At 71.9% G+C, this 19,043-nt stretch carries 20 protein-coding genes; 7 read left to right on the top strand and 13 right to left on the bottom strand.

The features are described 5' to 3' along the window. Positions 1-25: 25 nt before the first annotated feature. The 3 genes from ACIBK5_RS00205 to ACIBK5_RS00195 are packed head-to-tail and all read right to left on the bottom strand — an operon-like array spanning position 26 to position 3,503. Positions 26-388, bottom strand: coding sequence for a UBP-type zinc finger domain-containing protein (locus ACIBK5_RS00205; protein WP_399014539.1), 363 nt, complete (start codon positions 386-388; stop codon positions 26-28). Beyond that, positions 385-1,830 carry an ATP-binding protein gene (locus ACIBK5_RS00200; RefSeq protein WP_399014537.1) on the bottom strand — a complete coding sequence of 482 codons (1,446 nt, stop codon included), beginning with the start codon at positions 1,828-1,830 and terminating at the stop codon, positions 385-387. Before ACIBK5_RS00200 ends, ACIBK5_RS00205 begins: the two co-directional genes overlap by 4 nt. Continuing rightward, positions 1,827-3,503, bottom strand: coding sequence for an FAD-dependent oxidoreductase (locus tag ACIBK5_RS00195; protein WP_399014535.1), 1,677 nt, complete (start codon positions 3,501-3,503; stop codon positions 1,827-1,829). Before ACIBK5_RS00195 ends, ACIBK5_RS00200 begins: the two co-directional genes overlap by 4 nt. A gap of 188 nt (positions 3,504-3,691) precedes the next feature. Between ACIBK5_RS00195 and ACIBK5_RS00190 the strand changes: the two genes are divergently transcribed. Continuing rightward, positions 3,692-4,567 (top strand): universal stress protein, encoded by an 876-nt coding sequence (locus ACIBK5_RS00190; RefSeq protein ID WP_399014533.1) that lies wholly within the window; start codon positions 3,692-3,694, stop codon positions 4,565-4,567. 33 nt (positions 4,568-4,600) lie between these two features. Here ACIBK5_RS00190 and ACIBK5_RS00185 read toward each other — a convergent pair whose 3' ends face one another. The 3 genes from ACIBK5_RS00185 to ACIBK5_RS00175 form a co-directional block, all read right to left on the bottom strand. After that, complete coding sequence (locus ACIBK5_RS00185; RefSeq protein WP_399014531.1) at positions 4,601-5,833, bottom strand: DUF4032 domain-containing protein; 1,233 nt, start codon at positions 5,831-5,833, stop codon at positions 4,601-4,603. 41 nt (positions 5,834-5,874) lie between these two features. Next, complete coding sequence (locus ACIBK5_RS00180) at positions 5,875-6,621, bottom strand: MBL fold metallo-hydrolase (protein WP_399014529.1); 747 nt, start codon at positions 6,619-6,621, stop codon at positions 5,875-5,877. A gap of 117 nt (positions 6,622-6,738) precedes the next feature. After that, positions 6,739-7,362, bottom strand: coding sequence for an alpha-ketoglutarate-dependent dioxygenase AlkB (locus ACIBK5_RS00175; protein WP_399014527.1), 624 nt, complete (start codon positions 7,360-7,362; stop codon positions 6,739-6,741). A gap of 135 nt (positions 7,363-7,497) precedes the next feature. Between ACIBK5_RS00175 and ACIBK5_RS00170 the strand changes: the two genes are divergently transcribed. Both ACIBK5_RS00170 and ACIBK5_RS00165 read left to right on the top strand, forming a co-directional pair. Next, the gene (locus tag ACIBK5_RS00170) at positions 7,498-8,130 is read left to right on the top strand and encodes a TetR/AcrR family transcriptional regulator (RefSeq protein WP_399014525.1); all 633 of its coding nucleotides are present in this window, start codon (positions 7,498-7,500) and stop codon (positions 8,128-8,130) included. Between the two features lie 17 nt (positions 8,131-8,147). Then, on the top strand, positions 8,148-9,821 hold the full coding sequence (locus ACIBK5_RS00165) for an FAD-binding dehydrogenase (protein WP_399014523.1): 1,674 nt from the start codon (positions 8,148-8,150) through the stop codon (positions 9,819-9,821). A gap of 19 nt (positions 9,822-9,840) precedes the next feature. Here ACIBK5_RS00165 and ACIBK5_RS00160 read toward each other — a convergent pair whose 3' ends face one another. The 3 genes from ACIBK5_RS00160 to ACIBK5_RS00150 all read right to left on the bottom strand — a co-directional run bounded on the left by ACIBK5_RS00160 (position 9,841) and on the right by ACIBK5_RS00150 (position 11,839). Further along, positions 9,841-10,191: a DUF488 domain-containing protein gene (locus tag ACIBK5_RS00160; protein ID WP_399014520.1), complete on the bottom strand. Its 351-nt coding sequence runs from the start codon at positions 10,189-10,191 to the stop codon at positions 9,841-9,843. Between the two features lie 75 nt (positions 10,192-10,266). After that, positions 10,267-10,518 (bottom strand): WhiB family transcriptional regulator, encoded by a 252-nt coding sequence (locus ACIBK5_RS00155; protein ID WP_193478998.1) that lies wholly within the window; start codon positions 10,516-10,518, stop codon positions 10,267-10,269. Positions 10,519-10,621: 103 nt separating this feature from the next. After that, positions 10,622-11,839 (bottom strand): saccharopine dehydrogenase family protein, encoded by a 1,218-nt coding sequence (locus ACIBK5_RS00150; protein WP_399014517.1) that lies wholly within the window; start codon positions 11,837-11,839, stop codon positions 10,622-10,624. 112 nt (positions 11,840-11,951) lie between these two features. Between ACIBK5_RS00150 and ACIBK5_RS00145 the strand changes: the two genes are divergently transcribed. Next, on the top strand, positions 11,952-12,659 hold the full coding sequence (locus ACIBK5_RS00145) for a TetR/AcrR family transcriptional regulator (RefSeq protein WP_399014514.1): 708 nt from the start codon (positions 11,952-11,954) through the stop codon (positions 12,657-12,659). A gap of 11 nt (positions 12,660-12,670) precedes the next feature. Here the strand turns inward: ACIBK5_RS00145 and ACIBK5_RS00140 are convergent, their stop codons facing one another. Next, positions 12,671-13,567, bottom strand: coding sequence for a LysR family transcriptional regulator ArgP (locus tag ACIBK5_RS00140; RefSeq protein ID WP_399014512.1), 897 nt, complete (start codon positions 13,565-13,567; stop codon positions 12,671-12,673). 81 nt (positions 13,568-13,648) lie between these two features. Between ACIBK5_RS00140 and ACIBK5_RS00135 the strand changes: the two genes are divergently transcribed. Together ACIBK5_RS00135 and ACIBK5_RS00130 are read left to right on the top strand one after the other, a co-directional pair. After that, positions 13,649-14,266: a LysE/ArgO family amino acid transporter gene (locus ACIBK5_RS00135; protein ID WP_399014510.1), complete on the top strand. Its 618-nt coding sequence runs from the start codon at positions 13,649-13,651 to the stop codon at positions 14,264-14,266. 83 nt (positions 14,267-14,349) lie between these two features. Continuing rightward, on the top strand, positions 14,350-15,642 hold the full coding sequence (locus ACIBK5_RS00130; RefSeq protein WP_399014509.1) for an MFS transporter: 1,293 nt from the start codon (positions 14,350-14,352) through the stop codon (positions 15,640-15,642). Between the two features lie 3 nt (positions 15,643-15,645). Here the strand turns inward: ACIBK5_RS00130 and ACIBK5_RS00125 are convergent, their stop codons facing one another. The 3 genes from ACIBK5_RS00125 to ACIBK5_RS00115 form a co-directional block, all read right to left on the bottom strand. Continuing rightward, complete coding sequence (locus ACIBK5_RS00125) at positions 15,646-16,101, bottom strand: cyclic nucleotide-binding domain-containing protein (RefSeq protein ID WP_399014507.1); 456 nt, start codon at positions 16,099-16,101, stop codon at positions 15,646-15,648. 272 nt (positions 16,102-16,373) lie between these two features. Beyond that, entirely contained in the window at positions 16,374-17,852 is a 1,479-nt protein-coding gene (locus ACIBK5_RS00120) for an aminotransferase class I/II-fold pyridoxal phosphate-dependent enzyme (protein WP_399014505.1), read from the bottom strand. Positions 17,853-17,921: 69 nt separating this feature from the next. Next, positions 17,922-18,143, bottom strand: coding sequence for a hypothetical protein (locus tag ACIBK5_RS00115; protein ID WP_399014503.1), 222 nt, complete (start codon positions 18,141-18,143; stop codon positions 17,922-17,924). 273 nt (positions 18,144-18,416) lie between these two features. On the opposite strand from ACIBK5_RS00115, the gene ACIBK5_RS00110 reads away from it, so the two are divergent. Then, positions 18,417-18,851 carry an ATP-binding protein gene (locus tag ACIBK5_RS00110; RefSeq protein ID WP_399014500.1) on the top strand — a complete coding sequence of 145 codons (435 nt, stop codon included), beginning with the start codon at positions 18,417-18,419 and terminating at the stop codon, positions 18,849-18,851. Positions 18,852-19,043: the final 192 nt, after the last annotated feature.

Below are 19,043 nucleotides of genomic sequence, written 5' to 3'. Positions count from 1 at the left end.
CCAACCTTCTTCTGTCAGGGGGCTCCTAAGCCCGCAACACCTTCGCCCAATCCACCGGCACCCGCCCCGCGGGCCCCGGCGTCGGCTGATCCGCGGGATGACTCACCGGCGGAGCCAGTTCAGGCCCGGCCTCGTACAACTCGTTCGCCGAGTAGTCCCAGTACCAGTTCTCCCCGGGCTCGAAGCTCTGCACCAGAGGATGCCCGGTGGCCCGGAAATGCCCCGTCGCGTGCTTCGCGGGCGAACTGTCGCAACACCCCACATGCCCGCACTGGGCACACCGCCGCAGATGGAACCACCACCCGCCGGCCGCGTCGCAGTCGACGCACCCGTTGCCGCTCGGCGGCACGCCCGGGTCGATCCCGCTGACACCACTGTCGCCACTCATGAAGGTTCCTCCTCGACCGTTGTGAGCGGAAGCAGCACCTGGAACCGTGTGTCCCCCGGCTCCGACTCCACCTGGATGCTCCCGTGGTGCTTGTTGACCACGATCCGCCAGGAGATGTCGAGGCCGAGCCCGGTCCCCTCACCCACCGGCTTCGTCGTGAAGAACGGATCGAAGATCCGCCCCCGGTCCGCCGCGGGGATACCGACGCCCGTGTCCCGGAACTCCACCAGCAGCCGGTCGTGGTCCGGAGCCGTCCGCACGGTCAGCGTCCCCTGGCCGCCCGCGCTGTTGATGGCCGACACCGCGTTGTCGATCAGGTTCGTCCACACCTGGTTGAGCTCCGCCGGGTACGCCGGGATCCTCGGCAGCGTCCGGTCGTACTCCTTGACGACCTTGATCTCCTTGCCGATCTTGGCCGACAGCATCAGCAGGGTGGAGTCGAGGAGTTCGTGCACATCGGAGTTCTGGAAGGGCGCGCGGTCGAGCTGCGAGTACTGCTTCGCCGCGTCGACGAGATGCGAGATGCGCGTGGTCGAGTCGTTGATCTCGTCCATCAGCAGCTCGGTCTCGACGGTGTAGTTGAGCCACCCGATCGCGCTCGGGAGCATGTCCTCGTCGACGGCCGCCGCGACCTGGTCCAGCCAGTCCACGTCGAGACCGGCCTGGACGAAGGTGGGCGCGATCCGCCAGCCGTCCGGGATGCCCTGGTCGTCGAGCCAGTCGCTGAGTACGTCCTCCCGGTCGGAGGCCTCCAGCGGACTCAGCGCGGGAGCCTTCGCGACCCGCTCCGCGGTGCGCTCCTGGATGTCGATGAGGTTCGCCATGACCTCGGGGGAGTAGGACCCCTGCGCGATGATCGCCAGCTTGTGGCGCATCTTGCCGACCCGCTCCCGCAGGGTCGCGGTCGCCCGTACGGCCGCCGCGGCGGGGTTGTTGAGCTCGTGCGTGAGCCCCGCGGACAACGAGCCCAGTGCCAGCAGCCGTTCGCGCTGCCCGATGGCCCGCTGGGTGCTCTTCGAACCGAAGAACAGCCCCTCCAGCAGATGCACCGCCATCGGGAACCACTCCTGCATGATGTCCGCGAACGTGTCGGCGGGCAGCACGAAGAACCGCGTCGGCTCGGTGACGCGCATGGAGTTGTTGTAGACCTGCCGCACCCGGTCGCCCAGATACGCCTGCATGGATCCGGCGTACACCCCGCGCTGGGAGGTCCGGGTCACCTCCACGTCGTCCCCGCCGACCCGGCGGTACAGCACGACCGTGCCCTCGAGCATCACGTAGAAGCAGGTGGCGGGCTCGCCCTCGGTGTACACGGGGCCGGGTTCGAACCGCTCCACCCGCCCCTCGCCGCACAGCCTGCCGAGCTGCTCGGGCGTGAGCTTCTCGAACAGGAACAGCGCCCCGATCTCCTGCGGGTCGCAGGGCATCGACTGCCCGCTCATGACTGCTCCAGATACCGGTGGACGAGCATCACGGCCATGGCTCCCTCTCCGACGGCGGACGCCACGCGCTTGGCGGACTCGGCACGGGCGTCGCCCGCCACGAACACCCCGGGCACGTTCGTCTCCAGGTGGTACGGCGGCCGGTCCAGTTCCCAGTCCTGCGGCGGGCGGCCGTCGGGGGTGAGGTCGGGCCCGGCGAGGATGAACCCGCGCTCGTCCCGCAGCACCGTGCCGTCCAGCCAGTCGGTCAGCGGGGCGGCGCCGATGAACACGAACACCCACTGGGCGTCGACCTGTTCGGTGTGCCCGCTGTCCACGTCCCGCAGGGTCAGCCGTTCCAGGTGGCCGTCGCCGTGCGCGGCCTCGACGACCGTGCGGGAGCGCACCTGGATGTTGGGCGCCTCGTCTATCTGCTGGATGAGGTAGTGCGACATCGAGGCCGACAGCGACGCGCCGCGCACCAGCAGCGTCACCGACTTGGCGCCCCTGGAGAGGTACATCGCCGCCTGGCCGGCCGAGTTGGCGCCGCCCACGATGTACACGTCCTGCCCCTGGCAGGAGGGGGCCTCCGTCAGGGCCGACCCGTAGAACACCCCGCATCCGGTCAGGTCGTCGCAGCCGGGGGCGGCCAGCTGCCGGTAGGACACGCCGGTCGCCAGGATCACGCTGTGCGCGGCGACCGCCGAGCCGTCGGAGAACCGCACGATCCGGGCGGCGCCGTTGACCTCCAGCGCCGTCACCTCACGGGCGGTGAGGATCTCGGCGCCGAACTTCGCCGCCTGCCGCCGGGCCCTGTCGGTGAGCTGCGCCCCCGACACACCGTCGGGGAAGCCCAGGTAGTTCTCGATGCGTGAGCTCTGTCCCGCCTGGCCGCCGGTCGCCGACCGCTCCACCAGCACGGTGCGCAGCCCCTCGGAGGCACCGTAGACGGCGGCGCCGAGCCCGGCCGGTCCGCCGCCGATCACGACCAGGTCGTAGAAGTCGGCCGTCGGCGTCGTCGCGAGTCCGACCCGGGCGGCGAGGTCGACGGCCTCCGGTTCGACCAGGGGCGTCCCGTCCGGCGTGATCACCACCGGCAGCCGCATCCCGTCCGTGCCGGCCGCGGCCAGCAGCCGTCGGCCCTCCGGCTCCTCGGCGGAGTACCAGCGGTACGGCACCTGGTTGCGGGCCAGGAACTCCCGTACGTCCGAGGACCGCGAGGACCAGCGGTGCCCCACGACCTTGGTGCTGGGCACCGGCCTGAAGTCGCTGTTCCGCCACGCCTGGAGCAGATCGTCCACGACCGGGTAGAGCTTCTCCTCGGGCGGGTCCCACGGCTTGAGGAGGTAGTGGTCGAGGTCGACGACGTTGATCGCGTCGATCGCCGCGTTGGTGTCCGCGTACGCCGTCAGCAGCACCCGCCGCGCGCCCGGGTACACGTCCAGGGCCTGTTCGAGGAACTCGATGCCGTTCATCTGCGGCATCCGGTAGTCGGCCAGGATCACCGCAACGAGATCGCCGCGCAGCTTCAGCTCCCGCAGCGCGTCGAGCGCCGACTCGCCGGACTCCGCGCGCACGATCCGGTACGACGCGCCGTACCGCCGCCGCAGATCCCGGGCCACGGCCCGGGAGACCCCCGGGTCGTCGTCCACGGTCATGATGACGGTCCGCGCCGCGTCGGCGGCCTGTGCCATACGTCCCCCACACCGGGCGGTCGACTACCGGCACGGCGCCCCGGGGCACCGCACCGACCTCCGCCCATCGTATGTTCGATCGTCGCGCCGCGCTCCGATACGGAGATCAGCTCCGGCTGCCTCGGCTCACCGACGGGGGGTAGTGAAGACTGGGCAGCACGCAGTGACCTTCCACAGGAGGCAGCCGGATGACACGCCCGATCACCGCAGGGGTCGACGGATCGCAGGAGAGCATCGCCGCCCTGGCCTGGGCGGCGCGCGAGGCGGTGCGGCGCGGGACCGGGCTCAGGGTGGTGCACGCCTGGCGGCCCCAGCCGCAGGAGGCGCCCGAAGCGCGCATCGCCGGGGACGCCGACGGCCAGGCGGAGTGGGTGCGCGGCGCGGTGACCGAGGCCGCCCGGACCGTCACCGAACGGCACCCGGACCTCGACGTGACCACCGACGTCGTGGAGGGGCCGGACGCCGACACGCTGGTCGCCGCCGCTGCCGACGCCGAGCTGCTGGTGCTCGGCTCGCGTGGGCACGGGCGGATCCTCGGCTTCCTGCTCGGCTCCGTCGGGCAGCAGGTGATCGCCGGGGCGGCCCGGCCCGTGGTGCTCGTCCGAGCCGACGACGAGCCGTCGGCCGAGGCCGCCGGGCGCGAGATCGTCGTGGGCCAGCAGGGCGGCCCGGAGGACAGCGCCGACGCGCTGCGGTTCGCGTTCGAGACGGCGGCCGCGCGCGGGGCGACCGTGCGGGTCGTGCGGGCCTGGACCCTGCCGCCCTTGTTCGCCTACAGCCCGGGCTCGCTGAAGCTCCTGGACGAGGCCGGGGGACTGGAGCCGTACGAGAAGAAGAGCCTGGACGCGGCGGTCCGGCCGTGGCGGGAGCGCTTCCCCGATGTGCCGGTGACGGAACATGTGGAGATGGGCAGCGCCGGCCAGGTCCTGCTGTCGGTGGCCGGCACGGCCCAGCTGATGGTCGTGGGCCGCCGGGCGCACCGTACGGCCGTCGGCGCCCGGATCGGCTCGGTGGCGCACGGGGTGCTGCACCACGCGGACTGCCCGGTCGCCGTGGTGCCGTGAGAAGCCCGACTCACGCCTGACGGCCGCGGCGGCTCAGTCCGCGGTCGGCTGCAGGGTCTTGCGGGCCTTGGGCAGGATGTTCCGGATGTAGTCCTCGACCGCGGTCTCGATGCCGATGTCGTGCTGGGCCCGCTCGGACATGTACCAGCGGTGCTCGAGGAGCTGGTGGTAGATCTCCGCCGGGTCCACGGCACCGCGCAGCTCGGGCGGCACGGCCCGCACGGTCGGCCGGAACACCTCCCGCACCCAGCGGTGGGCGAGCACCTCCGGGCGCGCGCCCAGGGGGTCGCCCGGCGCGTAGTCCTCCTGGGTCGCCATCCAGCTCTCCAGGTCGTTCAGCAGCCGCCGGGCCTGGTTCTCCTCCGTGTCGAGGCCGGTCAGCCGCAGCAACTGCCGCTGGTGGTGGCCCGCGTCGACGACCTTGGGCACGAAGCTGACCGTGTCACCGTTCGAGGCGTGCTCGATCTGCATCTCCGCGACGTCGAAGCCGAGTTCGTTCAGGCGGCGGATCCGCCGCTCGATGTGCTGGTACTTGCCGGCCGGGTAGACGGAGGTGCGGGTCAGCTCGTCCCACAGGCTCCGGTAGCGGGCACAGATCTCCATGCCGAACTCGATGGGGTCCACGGACGGGTGCAGCGCCCCGGACGCCTCCAGGTCCAGCAGCTCCCCGCTGATGTTCACCCGGGCGAGATCCAGGTCGTACTCGCGCTGTCCGAGGCTGAGCTGCGGATGCAGATCACCGGTCTCGGCGTCCACCAGGTACGCGGCGTAGGCACCCGCGTCCCGCCGGAAGAGGGTGTTGGACAGCGAGCAGTCGCCCCAGGCGAACCCGGCCAGGTGCAGCCGCACCAGCAGCACGGCGAGCGCGTCCATCAGCCGGTGCATGGTGGCCGGGCGCATGGTCGTCTCGAACATCGAGCGATACGGCATCGAACCGCCCAGATGCCGGGTGATCAGGACGCTCTCCAGCGGGGCGCCGTCCGCGGCGGTGCGCCCGGTCACCACGGCGAGGGGGTCCACCGACGGGATGCCGAGCCGGTCCAGGTCGCGCAGCATGTCGTACTCGCGCTGCGCGGGCCGCTCGGCCAGTTCCTTGACGGCGATCACCTCGTCGCCGGCCCGGGAGTAGCGCACCACGTGCCGGGAGATACCGCGCGGCAGCGGCACCAGGTACTCCTCCGGCCACTCCTCGAGGGGCACGTCCCACGGCAGTTCCAGCAAGAGCGCGGGATGCTCCGGGTTGGTCGCGCTGATCTGCAGTGCCATGGGCCGGGTGTCCTTGTCTCGCCGCCGGTCGTCACATCAGATTAGAGGGCGCGCTCGCGGGCCCGGTGCGCGGCGTCCCGCACCGGTCCGTGGTGGACCGGCCCGTGCCCGGGCAGCAGCAGCTCGCCCTCCAGTTCCGCGAGCAGGTCCAGGGAGGCCACGGCACGCGGGCGCTCGTGGTGGAACATGTCCGGCAGCAGCTGCGGCCCCTCGATCCGCGAGGTGGGGTGCCCGCTGACCAGGGCGTCGCCGGAGATCAGCACGCCGGTGCCCGGCACGTGGTAGGCGCAGTGCCCGTCGGTGTGGCCCGGCGTGTGCACCGGTACGGGCCGGCCCGGCAGGTCCAGGGCACCCGCCGTCGGGAACGGCTCGGGGGCCGTGACCGGGTTGTGCGTCGTGCCGCCGGAGCGCAGCGCGTGCACCACCCAGGGCAGCACGCCCGGCCGCCAGGCGTTCCCCAGCACCGTCCCGACGGACACCTGGTGCAGGAACTCCCGGCGCGCGTGTGGCACTTCGGCCTCGTGCAGGTAGACGGGCGTGCCGTACGTGGCGCGCAGATACTCGGCGGAACCCAGGTGGTCGTTGTGCGCGTGCGTGATCAGCACGGCGGCGACCGCCTCGGGGGTGCTGCCCACCTCCGCGAGCGAGGCGAGGACCTGCTCCCGGTCACCGGGGTAGCCGGTATCGACCAGCGTGACGGCGTCCCCCTCCGTGAGGATCACCCAGTTGGTGTTGGAGCCGTGCACCAGATAGGTGCCGTCCGCGACTTGCCGTACGTCTGCCCGCATGATCGCCCCGCGTTGTGTGGTCCCAGCCCGACGAGAGAAGGAAAGCAGAACCCGCAACAGGTGGAATCACCGGGTCCGCAATCAACGGACCCGGGCGACAGTGCGGTTCGGGCGGCCTCAGTGCACGCCGTGCGGGCGGAACTGGACGCTGATGCGCGGCCCCGTCGCCCGCGTGCTCTTGGGGACGGAGTGTTCCCAGGTGCGCTGGCAGGAGCCGCCCATCACGACCAGGTCCCCGTGGCCCAGTGGCCGGCGCACGGTGTCCCGGCCGCCCCGCATCGGGCGCAGCAGCAGATCCCGGGGTGCTCCCACCGACAGGATGGCGACCATCGTGTCCTCGCGGGCGCCGCGTCCGATCCGGTCGCCGTGCCAGGCCACGCTGTCCCGGCCGTCGCGGTAGTAGCAGAGCCCGGCCGTGGTGAACGGCTCGCCCAGTTCGCCGGCGTAGTGGGCGGACAGGGCGTCCCGCGCCTCGTCCAGCACCGGGTGCGGCAGCGGGTCGTCCGCGCCGTAGAAGGAGAGCAGCCGGGGGACGTCGACGACGTGGTCGTACATCGTGCGCCGTTCCGCACGCCACGGCACCTCGGCGGCCAGCTGTTCGAACAGGTCGTCGGAACCGCTGAGCCACGCCGGCAGGACGTCGAGCCAGGCGCCGAACCCGAGGTCGGTGCGGCTGATCCCGTCGAGAGGACCGATACGCAGCTCGTCGGTCTGGTCGAAGAGGGAGCCCTGGAGGTGCATGCGCCCAGCGTACTCCGTAATCGAAAATATGTTCCATCGGATTCCGTCGGATCGGAGGGTCGGAGGGCTCCACGCCGTGAGGCTTTCGATACATCGGTGTATCGAATACAGTGATGTATCGAAAGGGGGCCGGAGATGGCCATGGAGGGAGCGACGGGGCGGGTGACCAGGCGCCGGGTGCGCACGCGGGCCAACCTCCTGGACGCGGCGTTCTCCGTGTTCGCGGCCAAGGGCTTCGGGCACGTCTCCATCGAGGAGGTCTGCGAGGCCGCCGGCTACAGCCGAGGCGCCTTCTACTCCAACTTCTCCAGCCTCGACGAGCTGTTCTTCGCCCTCTACCGCGAGCGGGCCGACCTGATCGCCGAGCAGGTGTCGGGGGCCCTCGCCCTCGACGGCCCCGGCCTCGACGTACCGGCCGCCGTGGACCGCGTCACCGACGTGCTGCTCCTCGACCGGGACTGGCTCCTGGTGAAGACGGACTTCCTCGTGCACGCGGCCCGGGACCCGGACGTGGCGCGCAGTCTGCTGGAACACCGCGCACGGCTGCGGCAGGCGATCGCCGACCGGCTCGGCCGGGCCCGCGGGCACACCGCACTGCCCGCCGTGCTGGGCGACACGGACGGCGCGGCCGGCGCCGTGGTCGCGGCGTACGACGGCGTCACCACGCAACTGCTGCTGGACCGGGACGTCGAGCACGCCCGCGGCTGGCTGAAGCAACTGCTCACGGCCCTGCTGACCGACGGCAGCGGCACCCCCGATCAGAACTGAGGAAGGGAACGGTCGCCATGGATGCCGACGTCATCGTCGTAGGAGCGGGCCTCGCCGGCCTGGTCGCGGCTCACGAGCTGACCAGCAAGGGCCGCAGGGTCGCCCTCGTCGACCAGGAGAACGCCGCCAACCTCGGGGGACAGGCCTTCTGGTCCTTCGGCGGACTGTTCCTCGTCGACTCGCCGCAGCAGCGGCGCCTGGGCATCAAGGACTCCTTCGACCTCGCCTGGAGCGACTGGCGCGGCAGCGCCGGCTTCGACCGGCTGGAGGACGAGGACTCCTGGGCCGTGCGCTGGGCGCGGGCCTACGTCGAGTTCGCCGCAGGGGAGAAGCGGTCCTGGCTGGACGGGCACGGCATCACGTTCCTGCCCACCGTCGGCTGGGCCGAGCGCGGCGACCTCACGGCGCACGGGCACGGCAACACCGTGCCCCGCTTCCACATCGCCTGGGGCACCGGCACCGGCGTGGTCGAACCGTTCGTGCGCTACGCCAGGCAGGCCGCCCGCGACGGCCTGCTCACCTTCCACCACCGCCACCGTGTCGACGAACTGGTCGTCGAGAACGGCGCCGTCCGGGGCGTACGCGGCACGGTCCTGGCCGACGACTCCGCACCCCGCGGCGTCGCCTCCAACCGTGACCCGGCCGGCGAGTTCGAACTCACCGCCCAGGCCGTCGTCGTCACCAGCGGCGGCATCGGCGCGAACCACGACATCGTCCGCCGCCACTGGCCCGAACGCCTGGGCACCCCGCCGCGGGAGATGGTCACCGGCGTGCCCGCCTACGTCGACGGGCGGATGCTGGACATCAGCGCCCGGGCGGGCGTCCGGCTGGTCAACCGCGACCGCATGTGGCACTACACCGAGGGGTTGCAGAACTGGGACTCGATCTGGCCCGGCCACGGCATCCGCATCCTGCCCGGGCCGTCCTCGATGTGGTTCGACGCCCTCGGCCGGCGCCTGCCCGGGCCGTACCTGCCCGGCTACGACACCCTCGGCACCCTGAAACACCTGCGCACCACCGAGGACATCGCCGGGTACGACCACTCCTGGTTCATCCTCACCCAGAAGATCATCGAGAAGGAGTTCGCGCTGTCGGGCTCCGAGCAGAACCCCGACATCACCGCCAAGGACCGCGCCGGGTTCCTCAAGGAACGCATCCTCGGCAAGGGCGCGCCCGGACCGGTCGACGCGTTCCTGCGCAAGGGCGCCGACTTCGTGACCGCGCCCAGCCTCGAACAACTGGTCGCGAAGATGAACGACCTCACCGACAAGCCGCTCCTCGACGCGGCAGGGATCAAGCGCCAGATCGAGGCGCGCGACCTGCAGATCGCCAACCCCTACGCCAAGGACGCCCAGGTGCAGGGCATCCGCAACGCCCGCCGCTACATCGGCGACCGCCTAGGCCGGGTCGCCACCCCGCATCGCATCCTCGACCCCGCGGCCGGCCCTCTGATCGGCGTCAAGCTGCACATCCTCACCCGCAAGACCCTCGGCGGCATCCAGACCGACCTGGACTCCCGCGCCCTCGGGGCGGACGGCAAGCCGGTGGAGGGGCTGTACGCGGCCGGCGAGGTCGCCGGCTTCGGCGGCGGCGGTGTCCATGGCTACAACGCCCTGGAGGGCACCTTCCTCGGCGGCTGCCTCTTCTCGGGCCGGGCGGCGGGCCGGGCGGCGGCGAAGCAGACCGCCTGACCGGCCCGGGCCCGTCTCCTCAGCCTTCGAGGAGGCGGGCCAGCACCGTCGCGTGGCTCTGTTCCGGCGTCTTGGACGCGGTCAGCAGTGTCACGTCACCCTGGCGGACCAGGTCCCGCACCCGGCCGAGGAGTTCGGCGGCCTCGTCGCCGGTGAGCTCCGCCTCGTACCGCTCGGCGAACTCCTCGTAGGACGCCTCGCCCGCGTGGTACCAGCGGCGCAGCTCCGTCGAGGGGGTGATCGCCTTCGGCCACTCGTCCACCTGGGCCGCGTCCTTCGACAGTCCGCGCGGCCACAGCCGGTCGACCAGGACACGTGTCCCGTCGTCCGGCCCGGGCGGATCGTAGACACGGCGGACGCGCACGCTCATGGCCGGCCCCTTCTGTGACGGACGGGTACGGCGCGAGCGTAACCCCGGCCGCGCCGAACGGCCGGTGGAGGGAGGTCAGCCGGAGCGGCGCCGCGCTGCCGCGCGCCGCTTCAGCGCACGCCGTTCCGTCTCGCTCGTACCGCCCCACACACCGATGGACTGGCCCGTGTCCATGGCCCATTGCAGGCACTCGTCCTGGACGGGGCAGCGCCGGCACACCGACTTGGCCTGCTCCGTCTGCAGCAGGGCAGGGCCCGTGGTGCCGATCGGGAAGAAGAGCTCGGGGTCCTCGTGCCGGCAGGCAGCGTGGTCTCGCCAGTTGTCCATCGAAGTCACCTGCATCACAGTAGAAACGTGCCCGTTCGGATGCTTACTCCTTTTCGGGTCACCTGTCGATGCCTCGTGAAACAAAACCGCACCGACGAGCAGGTCACTGCTCGCGCATGCCCCAGGGTGAGCCGTAGGCCGTCAGCAGGTCCAGGAACGGGCGGGCCGGGAAGGCCTCCGGGCCGAGCACGCCCGTGCCCGACCAGGCGCCGGTGGCGAGGAGTTCGAGCGCGACGACCGGGTTGACGGCGGTCTGCCACACCACGGCCTGGCTGCCGTACTCCTTCATCGACCACTGGTTGTCGACCACGTGGTACAGGTACACCTCGCGCGGCTTCCCGTCCTTGACGCCCCGCACCCAGGTGCCCGCGCACGTCTTGCCGTGCATCCGCTCGCCCAGGGTCGCCGGGTCGGGCAGGCACGCGGCGACCACGTCCCGGGGCGAGACCGCCACCGGGCCGTCCGGCCCCGGCACGGTCACCGGGCCGGTGCGGTCCAGACCCAGCAGGTGCAGCGTCTTCAGCGTCTCGACGAACTCCCGGCCCAGGCCGTACTTGAAGGTGACCCGGCGTGCGTCGACCCAGCGCGGGACGAGCAGCACCTCCTCGTGCTCCACGTTGACGCACTCGACCGGGCCGATGCCCTCGGGGAAGTCGAAGACCTCGGGCTCGCTGAAGGGCTCGGTGGTGAACCAGCCGCGGCCGGTCTCGTAGACGACCGGCGGATTGAGGCATTCCTCGATGGTCGTCCAGATGCTGAACGAGGGGGCGAAGTCGTAGCCGTCGACGGTCAGGTTCGCGCCGTCGCGGATGCCGATCTCCTCGATCTCGTCGAACAGTTCGTCGGCGGCATGGCGGGCGAAGACGTCCGACAGGCCCGGCTCCACCCCCATGCCGACGAGGGCGAGGACCCCCTCCTTCTCCCAGTCGGCCGCCTCGGCGAACTGCTCGTCGCCGAGCTTCACCCCGCACTCCGCGTACGGCCGTTCCTGGTGCGGGTGGGACAGCGACATCGCCATGTCGAGATAGGTGGCGCCGGCGGCGCGGGCCGCGCGGAACAGGGGCATCACGAAGCGGGGGTCCGTGGCGTTCAGCAGGACGTCGCAGCGGTGCCGTGCCAGCAGGCGGGCCACCGCCGCCTCGTCACCGGCGTCCACCCACTCGGCGGTGAACCGCGCGTCGCCGCCGAGCGCCGCGACCGCCGCCTCCGCCCGGGCCGGGTCGTAGTCGGCCACCACCATCGCCTCGAAGAACGGTCGCCGGGCCGCGATCCGGGTGATCGCGCCGCCCACACCACCGGCACCCACGAGCAGAACACGCATGACAGAAACTCCCTATTCGCGAAGAACGTGACGGGCCCTTGAGGAGATGAAACGCCGCCCTCTGTCCTAAGGTCAATGGCGTTGGCATAAGGCCTCGAGGGAGGGAGCCGTCGTGCCGAAGCCCGTGGTGCCGGAGGAGAAACGCCGCCGGCGCAGGCCCACCAAGAGCGGCACCGTGCTGTCCGAGGAGCTGATCGTCGAGACGGCGTTGCGCATGCTGCACGAACACGGCAGCGCGGGACTGACCGCCCGCAGGCTCGGCCTGGCCCTGGACGCCGACCCGAGCACGCTCTACCGGTACTTCCGGGGCATGGACGACCTGACGCTCGCCATCGGCGACGCGCTGATCGGGCAGGCGCTCGCCGGCTGGGCGCCGACGGGGGAGTGGCGGGCGGACCTGCGGGCCGTCGGACTGCGCATCCACGCCGCGTACGTGGCGCATCCGCAGGCGGCCGTGCTCACCGCCAGCCGTGTCTCGGGCCGGGCCCACGAACTCGCGGCCGACGAGGCGGTCCTGGACCTCCTGCGCACGGCGGGCTTCCCGATGCCGGACGCGGTGCGGATCTACCACGCCTTCGTCGACACCACACTGGCCTTCGCCGCGCTCGACGCCGCCTCGCTGGCGCTGCCCCGTGCCTCACTGCACGCCGACGAGGAGATGTGGCGCTCGACGTACGCCCGTCTGCCCGCCACCACCCATCCCCGCATCGCGGAAGCGGCACCCCTGCTCGCCACCCGCATGCTGACCAGCGCCTATCCGACGGCCCTCGACATGCTGCTGCACAGCGCGGCGGCGCAGTTGCACGGCGCCGGGGAGTAGGGCGGCACGCCTCAGCCGCGCAGCGCCTGCGCGGCGGTCGCCGTCACCGTCTCCGCGACCTGCGCCAGCGCCGGGGAGTCGAGCTTCCACTGCTGCCAGTACAGGGGGACGTCGACCGTACGGCCCGGGGCGATCGCGACGAGCTCCCCGGTGCGCAGCAGCGGGTCCGCCTGGGCCTCGGGCACCAGGCCCCAGCCCAGCCCGGCGGCCACGGCATCGACGAACCCCTCCGACGTCGGCACATAGTTCCGCAGCGCGCTCGCACCGCTCCGCCCCCGGGTGAGCCGGCGGACGAAGCCGTCCTGGAAGTCGTCCCTGCGGTCGAAGGTCACGACGGGCACCTCGACAAGCACCTGCTCCAGGGGGCCGCCGAGGTGGCGTGCCGCGAAGTCCGGCGCGGCCACCGGGACGTAGCGCATCCGCCCGAGGGACCGCACCGAGCAGCCCGGCACGGCGTCCGGCGACGAGGTCACAGCGGCCATCACCACCCCCTCCCGCAGCAGCGCCGCCGTGTGGTCCTCGTCCTCACGGCGCAGCTCGAAGTAGAGCCGCAGCTCCTCCGGGACGCGGGTGAGCACCCCGAGGAACCAGGTGGCCAGCGAGTCCGCGTTCACCGCGACCGAGACCCGGGTCGGCTCGCCCGTACCGCTCAGGCCCAGCTCCGCGTACGCGTCGCGTTCCAGCCGCGCCACCTGGCGGGCCAGCCGCACCAGCACCTCGCCCGACTCGGTGGGCCGCACCGGCTTGGTCCGCAGCAGCAGGACCCGCCCCGTGCGCTGCTCCAGCGCCTTCACACGCTGGCTGATCGCCGACGGCGTCACATGCAGCGCGGCCGCCGCCGCGTCGAAGGTGCCCTCGTCCACGACCGCGAGCAGGGTCCGCACCTGGTCCAGAGGCAGGTCCGCCATCACCGAGTCCATCACGTGAGCTAATGATACGTAAGAATCTTTAGCTGTACCCGGGGCGGGTCCATCCGTAGCGTCAAGGTCATGACCAGCACCTTCACCGCCGCGGCCGCAGGCTTCGGCACCGGACTGTCCCTCATCGTCGCCATCGGTGCCCAGAACGCCTTCGTCCTGCGCCAAGGGGTCCGCCGCGAGGCGGTCCTCGCCGTCGTCGGCATCTGCGCCCTGTCCGACGCCGCCCTCATCGCGCTCGGGGTCGGAGGGGTCGGCGCGGTGGTGGTGACGTGGCCGGGCGCGCTGACGGCGGTCGGCTGGATCGGCGGCGCGTTCCTGCTCTGCTACGGCGCCCTGGCCGCCCACCGGGTGTTCCGGCCGGGCGGCGGCGGCCTCCGGGCGGAGGGCGAGGCCGCCGGATCACGCCGCCGCGCCGTGCTCACCTGCCTGGCGATGACCTGGCTCAACCCGCACGTCTACCTCGACACCGTGTTCCTGCTGGGCTCCGTCGCCGCCGACCACGGACCGCTGCGCTGGACCTTCGGTCTCGGCGCCGTGCTGGCCAGCCTGTGCTGGTTCACCGCACTCGGCTTCGGTGCCCGGCTGCTCGGCCGTCACCTCGCCAGGCCCGCCGCCTGGCGCGTCATGGACGGCGTGCTCGCCGCCACCATGATCGTGCTCGGTGCCGCGCTCATCGCCGGAAGCTGAGACCGCGGCTCCGGGGCGCTCGGCGGCCGGTGGGATAGTGATCCCCGGCCGGGTAGCTGTAGCGAGCATCCAGGAAGCGGCGAGTGGACACGAGCGAGAGCAGAACGGAAGAGCAGGATCCGGTGCCGGAGGCACCCCCGCGCCGCGGCTGGCGGCGCTGGGCCATGGACACCCGCCCCCTGCGCCGCCCCGCGTACCGGCGACTGTGGGTGTCGACCATCGTCACCGCCGTCGGCAGCCAGCTCACCGCCGTCGCCGTACCCAAGCAGATCTACGACATCACCGGCTCCTCGGCCTGGGTGGGCGCGGCGAGCCTGGCCGGCCTCGTGCCGCTGATCGTGTTCGCGCTGTGGGGCGGGGCGATCGCCGACAGCATGGACCGGCGCAAGCTGCTGCTGATCACCAACAGCGGCATCGCCGTCACCTCGCTGCTGTTCTGGCTCCAGGCCTTCGCCGGTCTGGAGTCGGTGGCCGCGCTCATGGTGCTGCTCGCGATGCAGCAGGCCTTCTGGGGACTGAACGCACCGGCCCGCACCGCCTCCATCGCCCGGCTGGTCCCCGAGCACGAACTGCCCGCGGCGGGTGCCCTCGGCTCGACCGTGATGCAGACCGGCCAGGTGGCCGGTCCGCTGCTCGCGGGCGCCCTCATCCCCGTCATCGGCCTGCCCGAGCTCTATCTGATCGACGCCCTGGCCCTGTGCGTCACGGTGTGGGCGGTGTACCGGCTGCCGTCGCTGCCGCCTCTGGACGGCACGGGCGAACGCCGCGCGGGCGTGCGGGAGATCGTCGCCGGATTCCGCTACATCTCCGGGCACACCGTGCTGCTGCTGTCGTTCCTCGCCGACATCATCGCCATGGTCCTCGGGATGCCGCGCGCTCTGTTCCCACAGCTCGCCGCCCAGACCTACGCGCCGTACGGGGAAGGGCTCGCGCTGGGCCTGCTGTTCGCGGCGATCCCCATCGGGGCCGTGCTCGGCGGACTGTTCTCCGGCACCTTCTCCCGGGCGCGGCGGCACGGCTGGATGGTCATCGGGGCGGTGGTCGCCTGGGGCGCGGCCATCGCGGGCTTCGGGCTGAGCGGCAGTCTGTGGGTCGGGGTGGCGTTCCTCGCAGTGGCCGGTGTGGCCGACATGGTCTCGATGGTCTTCCGGGGCGCGATCCTGCTGTCCGCCGCCACCGACGAGATGCGCGGGCGCATGCAGGGCGTCTTCATCGTCGTCGTGGCGGGCGGCCCGCGCCTCGCCGACGTGCTGCACGGCACGGCGGGCTCCGCCTTCGGCCCGCGTACCGCCGTCACGGGCGGCGGCCTGCTGGTCGTCGCCTTGATGCTGACCCTGGCCGCCGCGGTACCGGCCCTGCGCCGCTACCGAGTCTGAGTCTCACAGGACCCCTCGCCGGTGCAGTGTGTACTGCTCCATCAGCTTGCCGCGGGTCATCTCCAGCCGGTGCGCGAGCACCTCGGCCACCGATCGCACCAGCAGCAGACCCAGCTGGGAATCCTCCTCGCACAGCTCCAGCACTGCCGCCGCGTCGAACTCGTAGGCCCGTACGGGACTGAACGCCACCGCGCCGAAGTCCCAGGTGTGCGGCGGGAACAGCCAGGACCAGCCGAGCAGGTCGCCCGCGCCGAGGCTGGCCACGGTCACCCGCTGCAGGGAGTTGACCTCCTGATCCAGGGAGACCGCGCCGGAGCGGATGACCCAGAAGCGGTCGGCCGCGCCGCCCGCCTCGAAGATGCGTGTGTCCTCGGAGAAGGACACCTCCCGAGCGAGCGCCATCAGACGGTGCCGCTGGGGCGGGGGCAGGGCGGTCAGGAGTTTGATCGCTTTGGTCATGACGCGGAGCTCCTCGCCGGGCGGTCGACTTCCGGTGCTTTCTCCCTACGCCCATTTCAGCCGCTGGCGGGGCCTCGGGCACCTCGGCGTGGGCAACTTTCTCCGGGCATGAAGAAGCCCTGGCTGGACGGGGGAGACCAGCCAGGGCCGTTAGCGGTGATGGACGGAGGAACGCGGGTTCGACCCCGTCATCACGTATGAATGAACGATAAACCATCCGGGGGCCGCGTGTGCACCCCGGACCGGGTCGGGTGACCCGTTTCACGCCGGAGTCACCGCCCGTCTCCGGCGACGACCCGGACCGTATCCAGCTCCGGGTCCGTGGGATCGGGGAGGTGCATGCCCGCCGCCAGGCCGGTCCGCAGATACGCCAGCACCGGCTCGGTGAGGCGCTCACCCGGGAGGACGGCCGGGATACCGGGCGGATACGGAGTGATCATCTCCGCCGCGACCCGTCCGGCCGCCTCGCCCACCGGCGCGTCCTCGGCCGGGCCGAAGAACGCGTCGCGGGGCAGCACCACCTGCTCCATCCGCAACTCGTCCGGCGACGGCACCTCCACCCGCGGCGCCCGGGGCAGCTCCCGCGCGGCCCGGGCGAGGTCGCCCAGCGCCTCCAGCAACTGCCCGGTCGTCTCCCGGTCGTCGCCGTGGGTGATCTGCATGCCGATACGGCGGTGGTCCACCAGATGCGCGTCGATGTGCCGGTGCTCGCGCAGCCAGTCCGCCGCTTGGAAGCCCGTGATCCCGAGCCCGGTGAGATCGATGACGCCGGGCAGGGGGTCGAAGTCGTCGGAGAGCCCCGGGCCGCAGAAGTCCCGCCGGTCGTTGACGTGCAGCCCGTCGATCTCCTCGACGGCGGACCGGACCTCGGCCGCGAGAGCCAGCGCGCCGCCCATCAGCTCCTCGCCGTGCAGCGCCATCTGCCGGCGCCAGCCGTCCAGACCCGCGAAGATCAGCACCGACGGACTGGTGGTGCCCAGCAGGTCCGCGCGCATCCCCAGCAACTGCGGCGGGACCAGGTCGCCCCGCAGATGGAAGACGGAGCCCTGTTCCAGGCCACTGCCCATCTTGTGGATGCTGGTCACACAGATGTCCGCGCCCGCGTCCATCGCCCAGGACGGCAGATCGGGGTGGAACGGCAGATGCGCGCCCCACGCCTCGTCCACGATCAGCGGCCGCGCACGCCGGTGGCACACCTCGGCGACCGTCCGGAGGTCCGCGCAACCCCCGTACGGCGTGGGGCTCGTGACCAGCGCGCCCCGTGCGTCCGGCTGGGCCCGGAAGGCCCGCTCGAAGTCCTCGGCGGACGGCGGATGGGCCAGTTTCCGCTCGGCGTCCCAGCGGGGGTCGACCCAGACGGGTTCGATACCGGAAAGGATCAGCCCCGCCACCACCGACTTGTGCGCGTCACGCCCGATCAGCAGCTTCTCGTGCGGCCCCGCGACCGACAGCATGGCCGCCTTCACCGACAGGGAGCTGCCACAGGTACTGAAGTACGTGTGCTCGGCGTGCACCGCGTCGGCCATCAGCTCCTGGGCCCGCCGCAGCACCTGTCCCCGGGTGAGCCGGTCGTCCAGGCCGCCCGAGGCCAGTACGTCGCCGTGGAACACCGCGTCACCGAGGACCTCCCGGACCATCGGGTCGGCGCCGCGCGCCTGTTTGTGCCCGGGCGGCGTGAACGACAGATGCCCCTTGCGGCGGTACTCGTCCAGGGCTTCCAGAACCGGTGCCCGGGTGTGGTCGACTGTCATCCGCACCGGGTTCCCGGCGCGCTCTCTCGCAATCGGCCTCTGTCCGGTACGGGGCAAGGACCCTCCCGGTCAGCCCTCCGTACCGTGCTTGCCCGGCGTCAGGATCTCGTCCAGCACCGTGACCACCGCCTCGTAGGACATCCCTCGTACGGTCGCGTCCCTGGCCCCCTTCGGGTCGGTCGCACTCAGTTCCTCGCTCCTGGCCCGCCACGTCCGCTCCTCGCGCATGGCGCAGGCCCTCGCACGCCGGATGCGCCGCAGCAGTTCGTCCGAGTCCACCACATCGGTCATGCACCCCGCCTACCCACACAACGCGCCGAGATGGCACCGACCGGCGGCCGTTCGGGCGCTTTTCGGCAGGAGGAGACGGACCGGAGGTTTGCAGGTGCGGGGAGAGGTCAGCCGAAGAGAAGAGACCCGCGGCGCTCGCGAGGTGCGCGCCCCGAACGCCGCGGGAGGTTGAAGGAAGCAGCGGGCACCGTGAGCCCCAGGCGTGCCCGTGCGGGCGGCCGTGGAACGCGGGCCGGACCCGGCTTCCGTCTTCACCGACCAGGGAGCTGAAGGATGTGCGACGAGCACATGATCGAATCCGTACTCGGGTCGCTCGGCGCGGACCGGGACCGGCCGTGCAAACCCGCTGAGGCGCGCCGGGCCGTGGAGCGCGCCGTGGCCGAACGCTGCCGCACCACTCGCACTCCGTGCGACGCGGACGCCCTGTCCGACGCGCTGCTCGTCGTCTCGGAACTGACGACCAACGCGATTCTGCACGGCGGCGGCGTCACCGACTTCCGGGTCGACGTGGACGGCCCCGGCGTGCGAGTGTCGGTGAGCGACCGCAGTGACGAACTGCCCGTGACCGCGCCGCCCGTGGATCCGCACGGACGGCTGCGGCACGGCGGTCACGGCTGGCCCATCGTGTGCCGGCTCTCCCGCGACGTCCGCGTCGCGGACCTGCCGGCCGGCGGCAAGTGCATCACCGCCGTCGTACCCCTCGCCTGAAACCCGGTTGCCGGCTCCCGGGCAGATTGCACAGCAAAGTGGAGTTTGTTCCACCGGGGGCAGGGCAGTCGCAATCTCGTGCTTCGGACCGGAGGCGCGCCAGCGGGAGCGGTATGACTGCCCCGGAGGCCCTCCAGGCGATCCGGGCAGCGACCTTCCTGCGGTAGACCCTGAAATCACCGTTGTCAGGAG

Source organism: Streptomyces sp. NPDC050546, assembly GCF_044457425.1.
GTDB lineage: Bacteria > Actinomycetota > Actinomycetes > Streptomycetales > Streptomycetaceae > Streptomyces.
The sequence above is the reverse complement of the archived record's forward strand: the minus strand, read 5'-3'. Positions and strand labels throughout refer to the sequence as shown.

Bases quoted from the DNA above. Each gene is read 5' to 3' on its own strand.
- ACIBK5_RS00200 (WP_399014537.1), bottom strand. From the start codon at position 1,830: ATGAGCGGGCAGTCGATGCCCTGCGACCCGCAGGAGATCGGGGCGCTG.
- ACIBK5_RS00180 (WP_399014529.1), bottom strand. From the start codon at position 6,621: ATGCGGGCAGACGTACGGCAAGTCGCGGACGGCACCTATCTGGTGCAC.
- ACIBK5_RS00140 (WP_399014512.1), bottom strand. From the start codon at position 13,567: ATGGCGGACCTGCCTCTGGACCAGGTGCGGACCCTGCTCGCGGTCGTG.
- ACIBK5_RS00170 (WP_399014525.1), top strand. From the start codon at position 7,498: ATGGCCATGGAGGGAGCGACGGGGCGGGTGACCAGGCGCCGGGTGCGC.
- ACIBK5_RS00175 (WP_399014527.1), bottom strand. From the start codon at position 7,362: ATGCACCTCCAGGGCTCCCTCTTCGACCAGACCGACGAGCTGCGTATC.
- ACIBK5_RS00185 (WP_399014531.1), bottom strand. From the start codon at position 5,833: ATGGCACTGCAGATCAGCGCGACCAACCCGGAGCATCCCGCGCTCTTG.
- ACIBK5_RS00155 (WP_193478998.1), bottom strand. From the start codon at position 10,518: ATGGACAACTGGCGAGACCACGCTGCCTGCCGGCACGAGGACCCCGAG.
- ACIBK5_RS00160 (WP_399014520.1), bottom strand. From the start codon at position 10,191: ATGAGCGTGCGCGTCCGCCGTGTCTACGATCCGCCCGGGCCGGACGAC.
- ACIBK5_RS00150 (WP_399014517.1), bottom strand. From the start codon at position 11,839: ATGCGTGTTCTGCTCGTGGGTGCCGGTGGTGTGGGCGGCGCGATCACC.
- ACIBK5_RS00120 (WP_399014505.1), bottom strand. From the start codon at position 17,852: ATGACAGTCGACCACACCCGGGCACCGGTTCTGGAAGCCCTGGACGAG.
- ACIBK5_RS00190 (WP_399014533.1), top strand. From the start codon at position 3,692: ATGACACGCCCGATCACCGCAGGGGTCGACGGATCGCAGGAGAGCATC.
- ACIBK5_RS00110 (WP_399014500.1), top strand. From the start codon at position 18,417: ATGTGCGACGAGCACATGATCGAATCCGTACTCGGGTCGCTCGGCGCG.
- ACIBK5_RS00135 (WP_399014510.1), top strand. From the start codon at position 13,649: ATGACCAGCACCTTCACCGCCGCGGCCGCAGGCTTCGGCACCGGACTG.
- ACIBK5_RS00115 (WP_399014503.1), bottom strand. From the start codon at position 18,143: ATGACCGATGTGGTGGACTCGGACGAACTGCTGCGGCGCATCCGGCGT.
- ACIBK5_RS00165 (WP_399014523.1), top strand. From the start codon at position 8,148: ATGGATGCCGACGTCATCGTCGTAGGAGCGGGCCTCGCCGGCCTGGTC.
- ACIBK5_RS00205 (WP_399014539.1), bottom strand. From the start codon at position 388: ATGAGTGGCGACAGTGGTGTCAGCGGGATCGACCCGGGCGTGCCGCCG.
- ACIBK5_RS00125 (WP_399014507.1), bottom strand. From the start codon at position 16,101: ATGACCAAAGCGATCAAACTCCTGACCGCCCTGCCCCCGCCCCAGCGG.
- ACIBK5_RS00195 (WP_399014535.1), bottom strand. From the start codon at position 3,503: ATGGCACAGGCCGCCGACGCGGCGCGGACCGTCATCATGACCGTGGAC.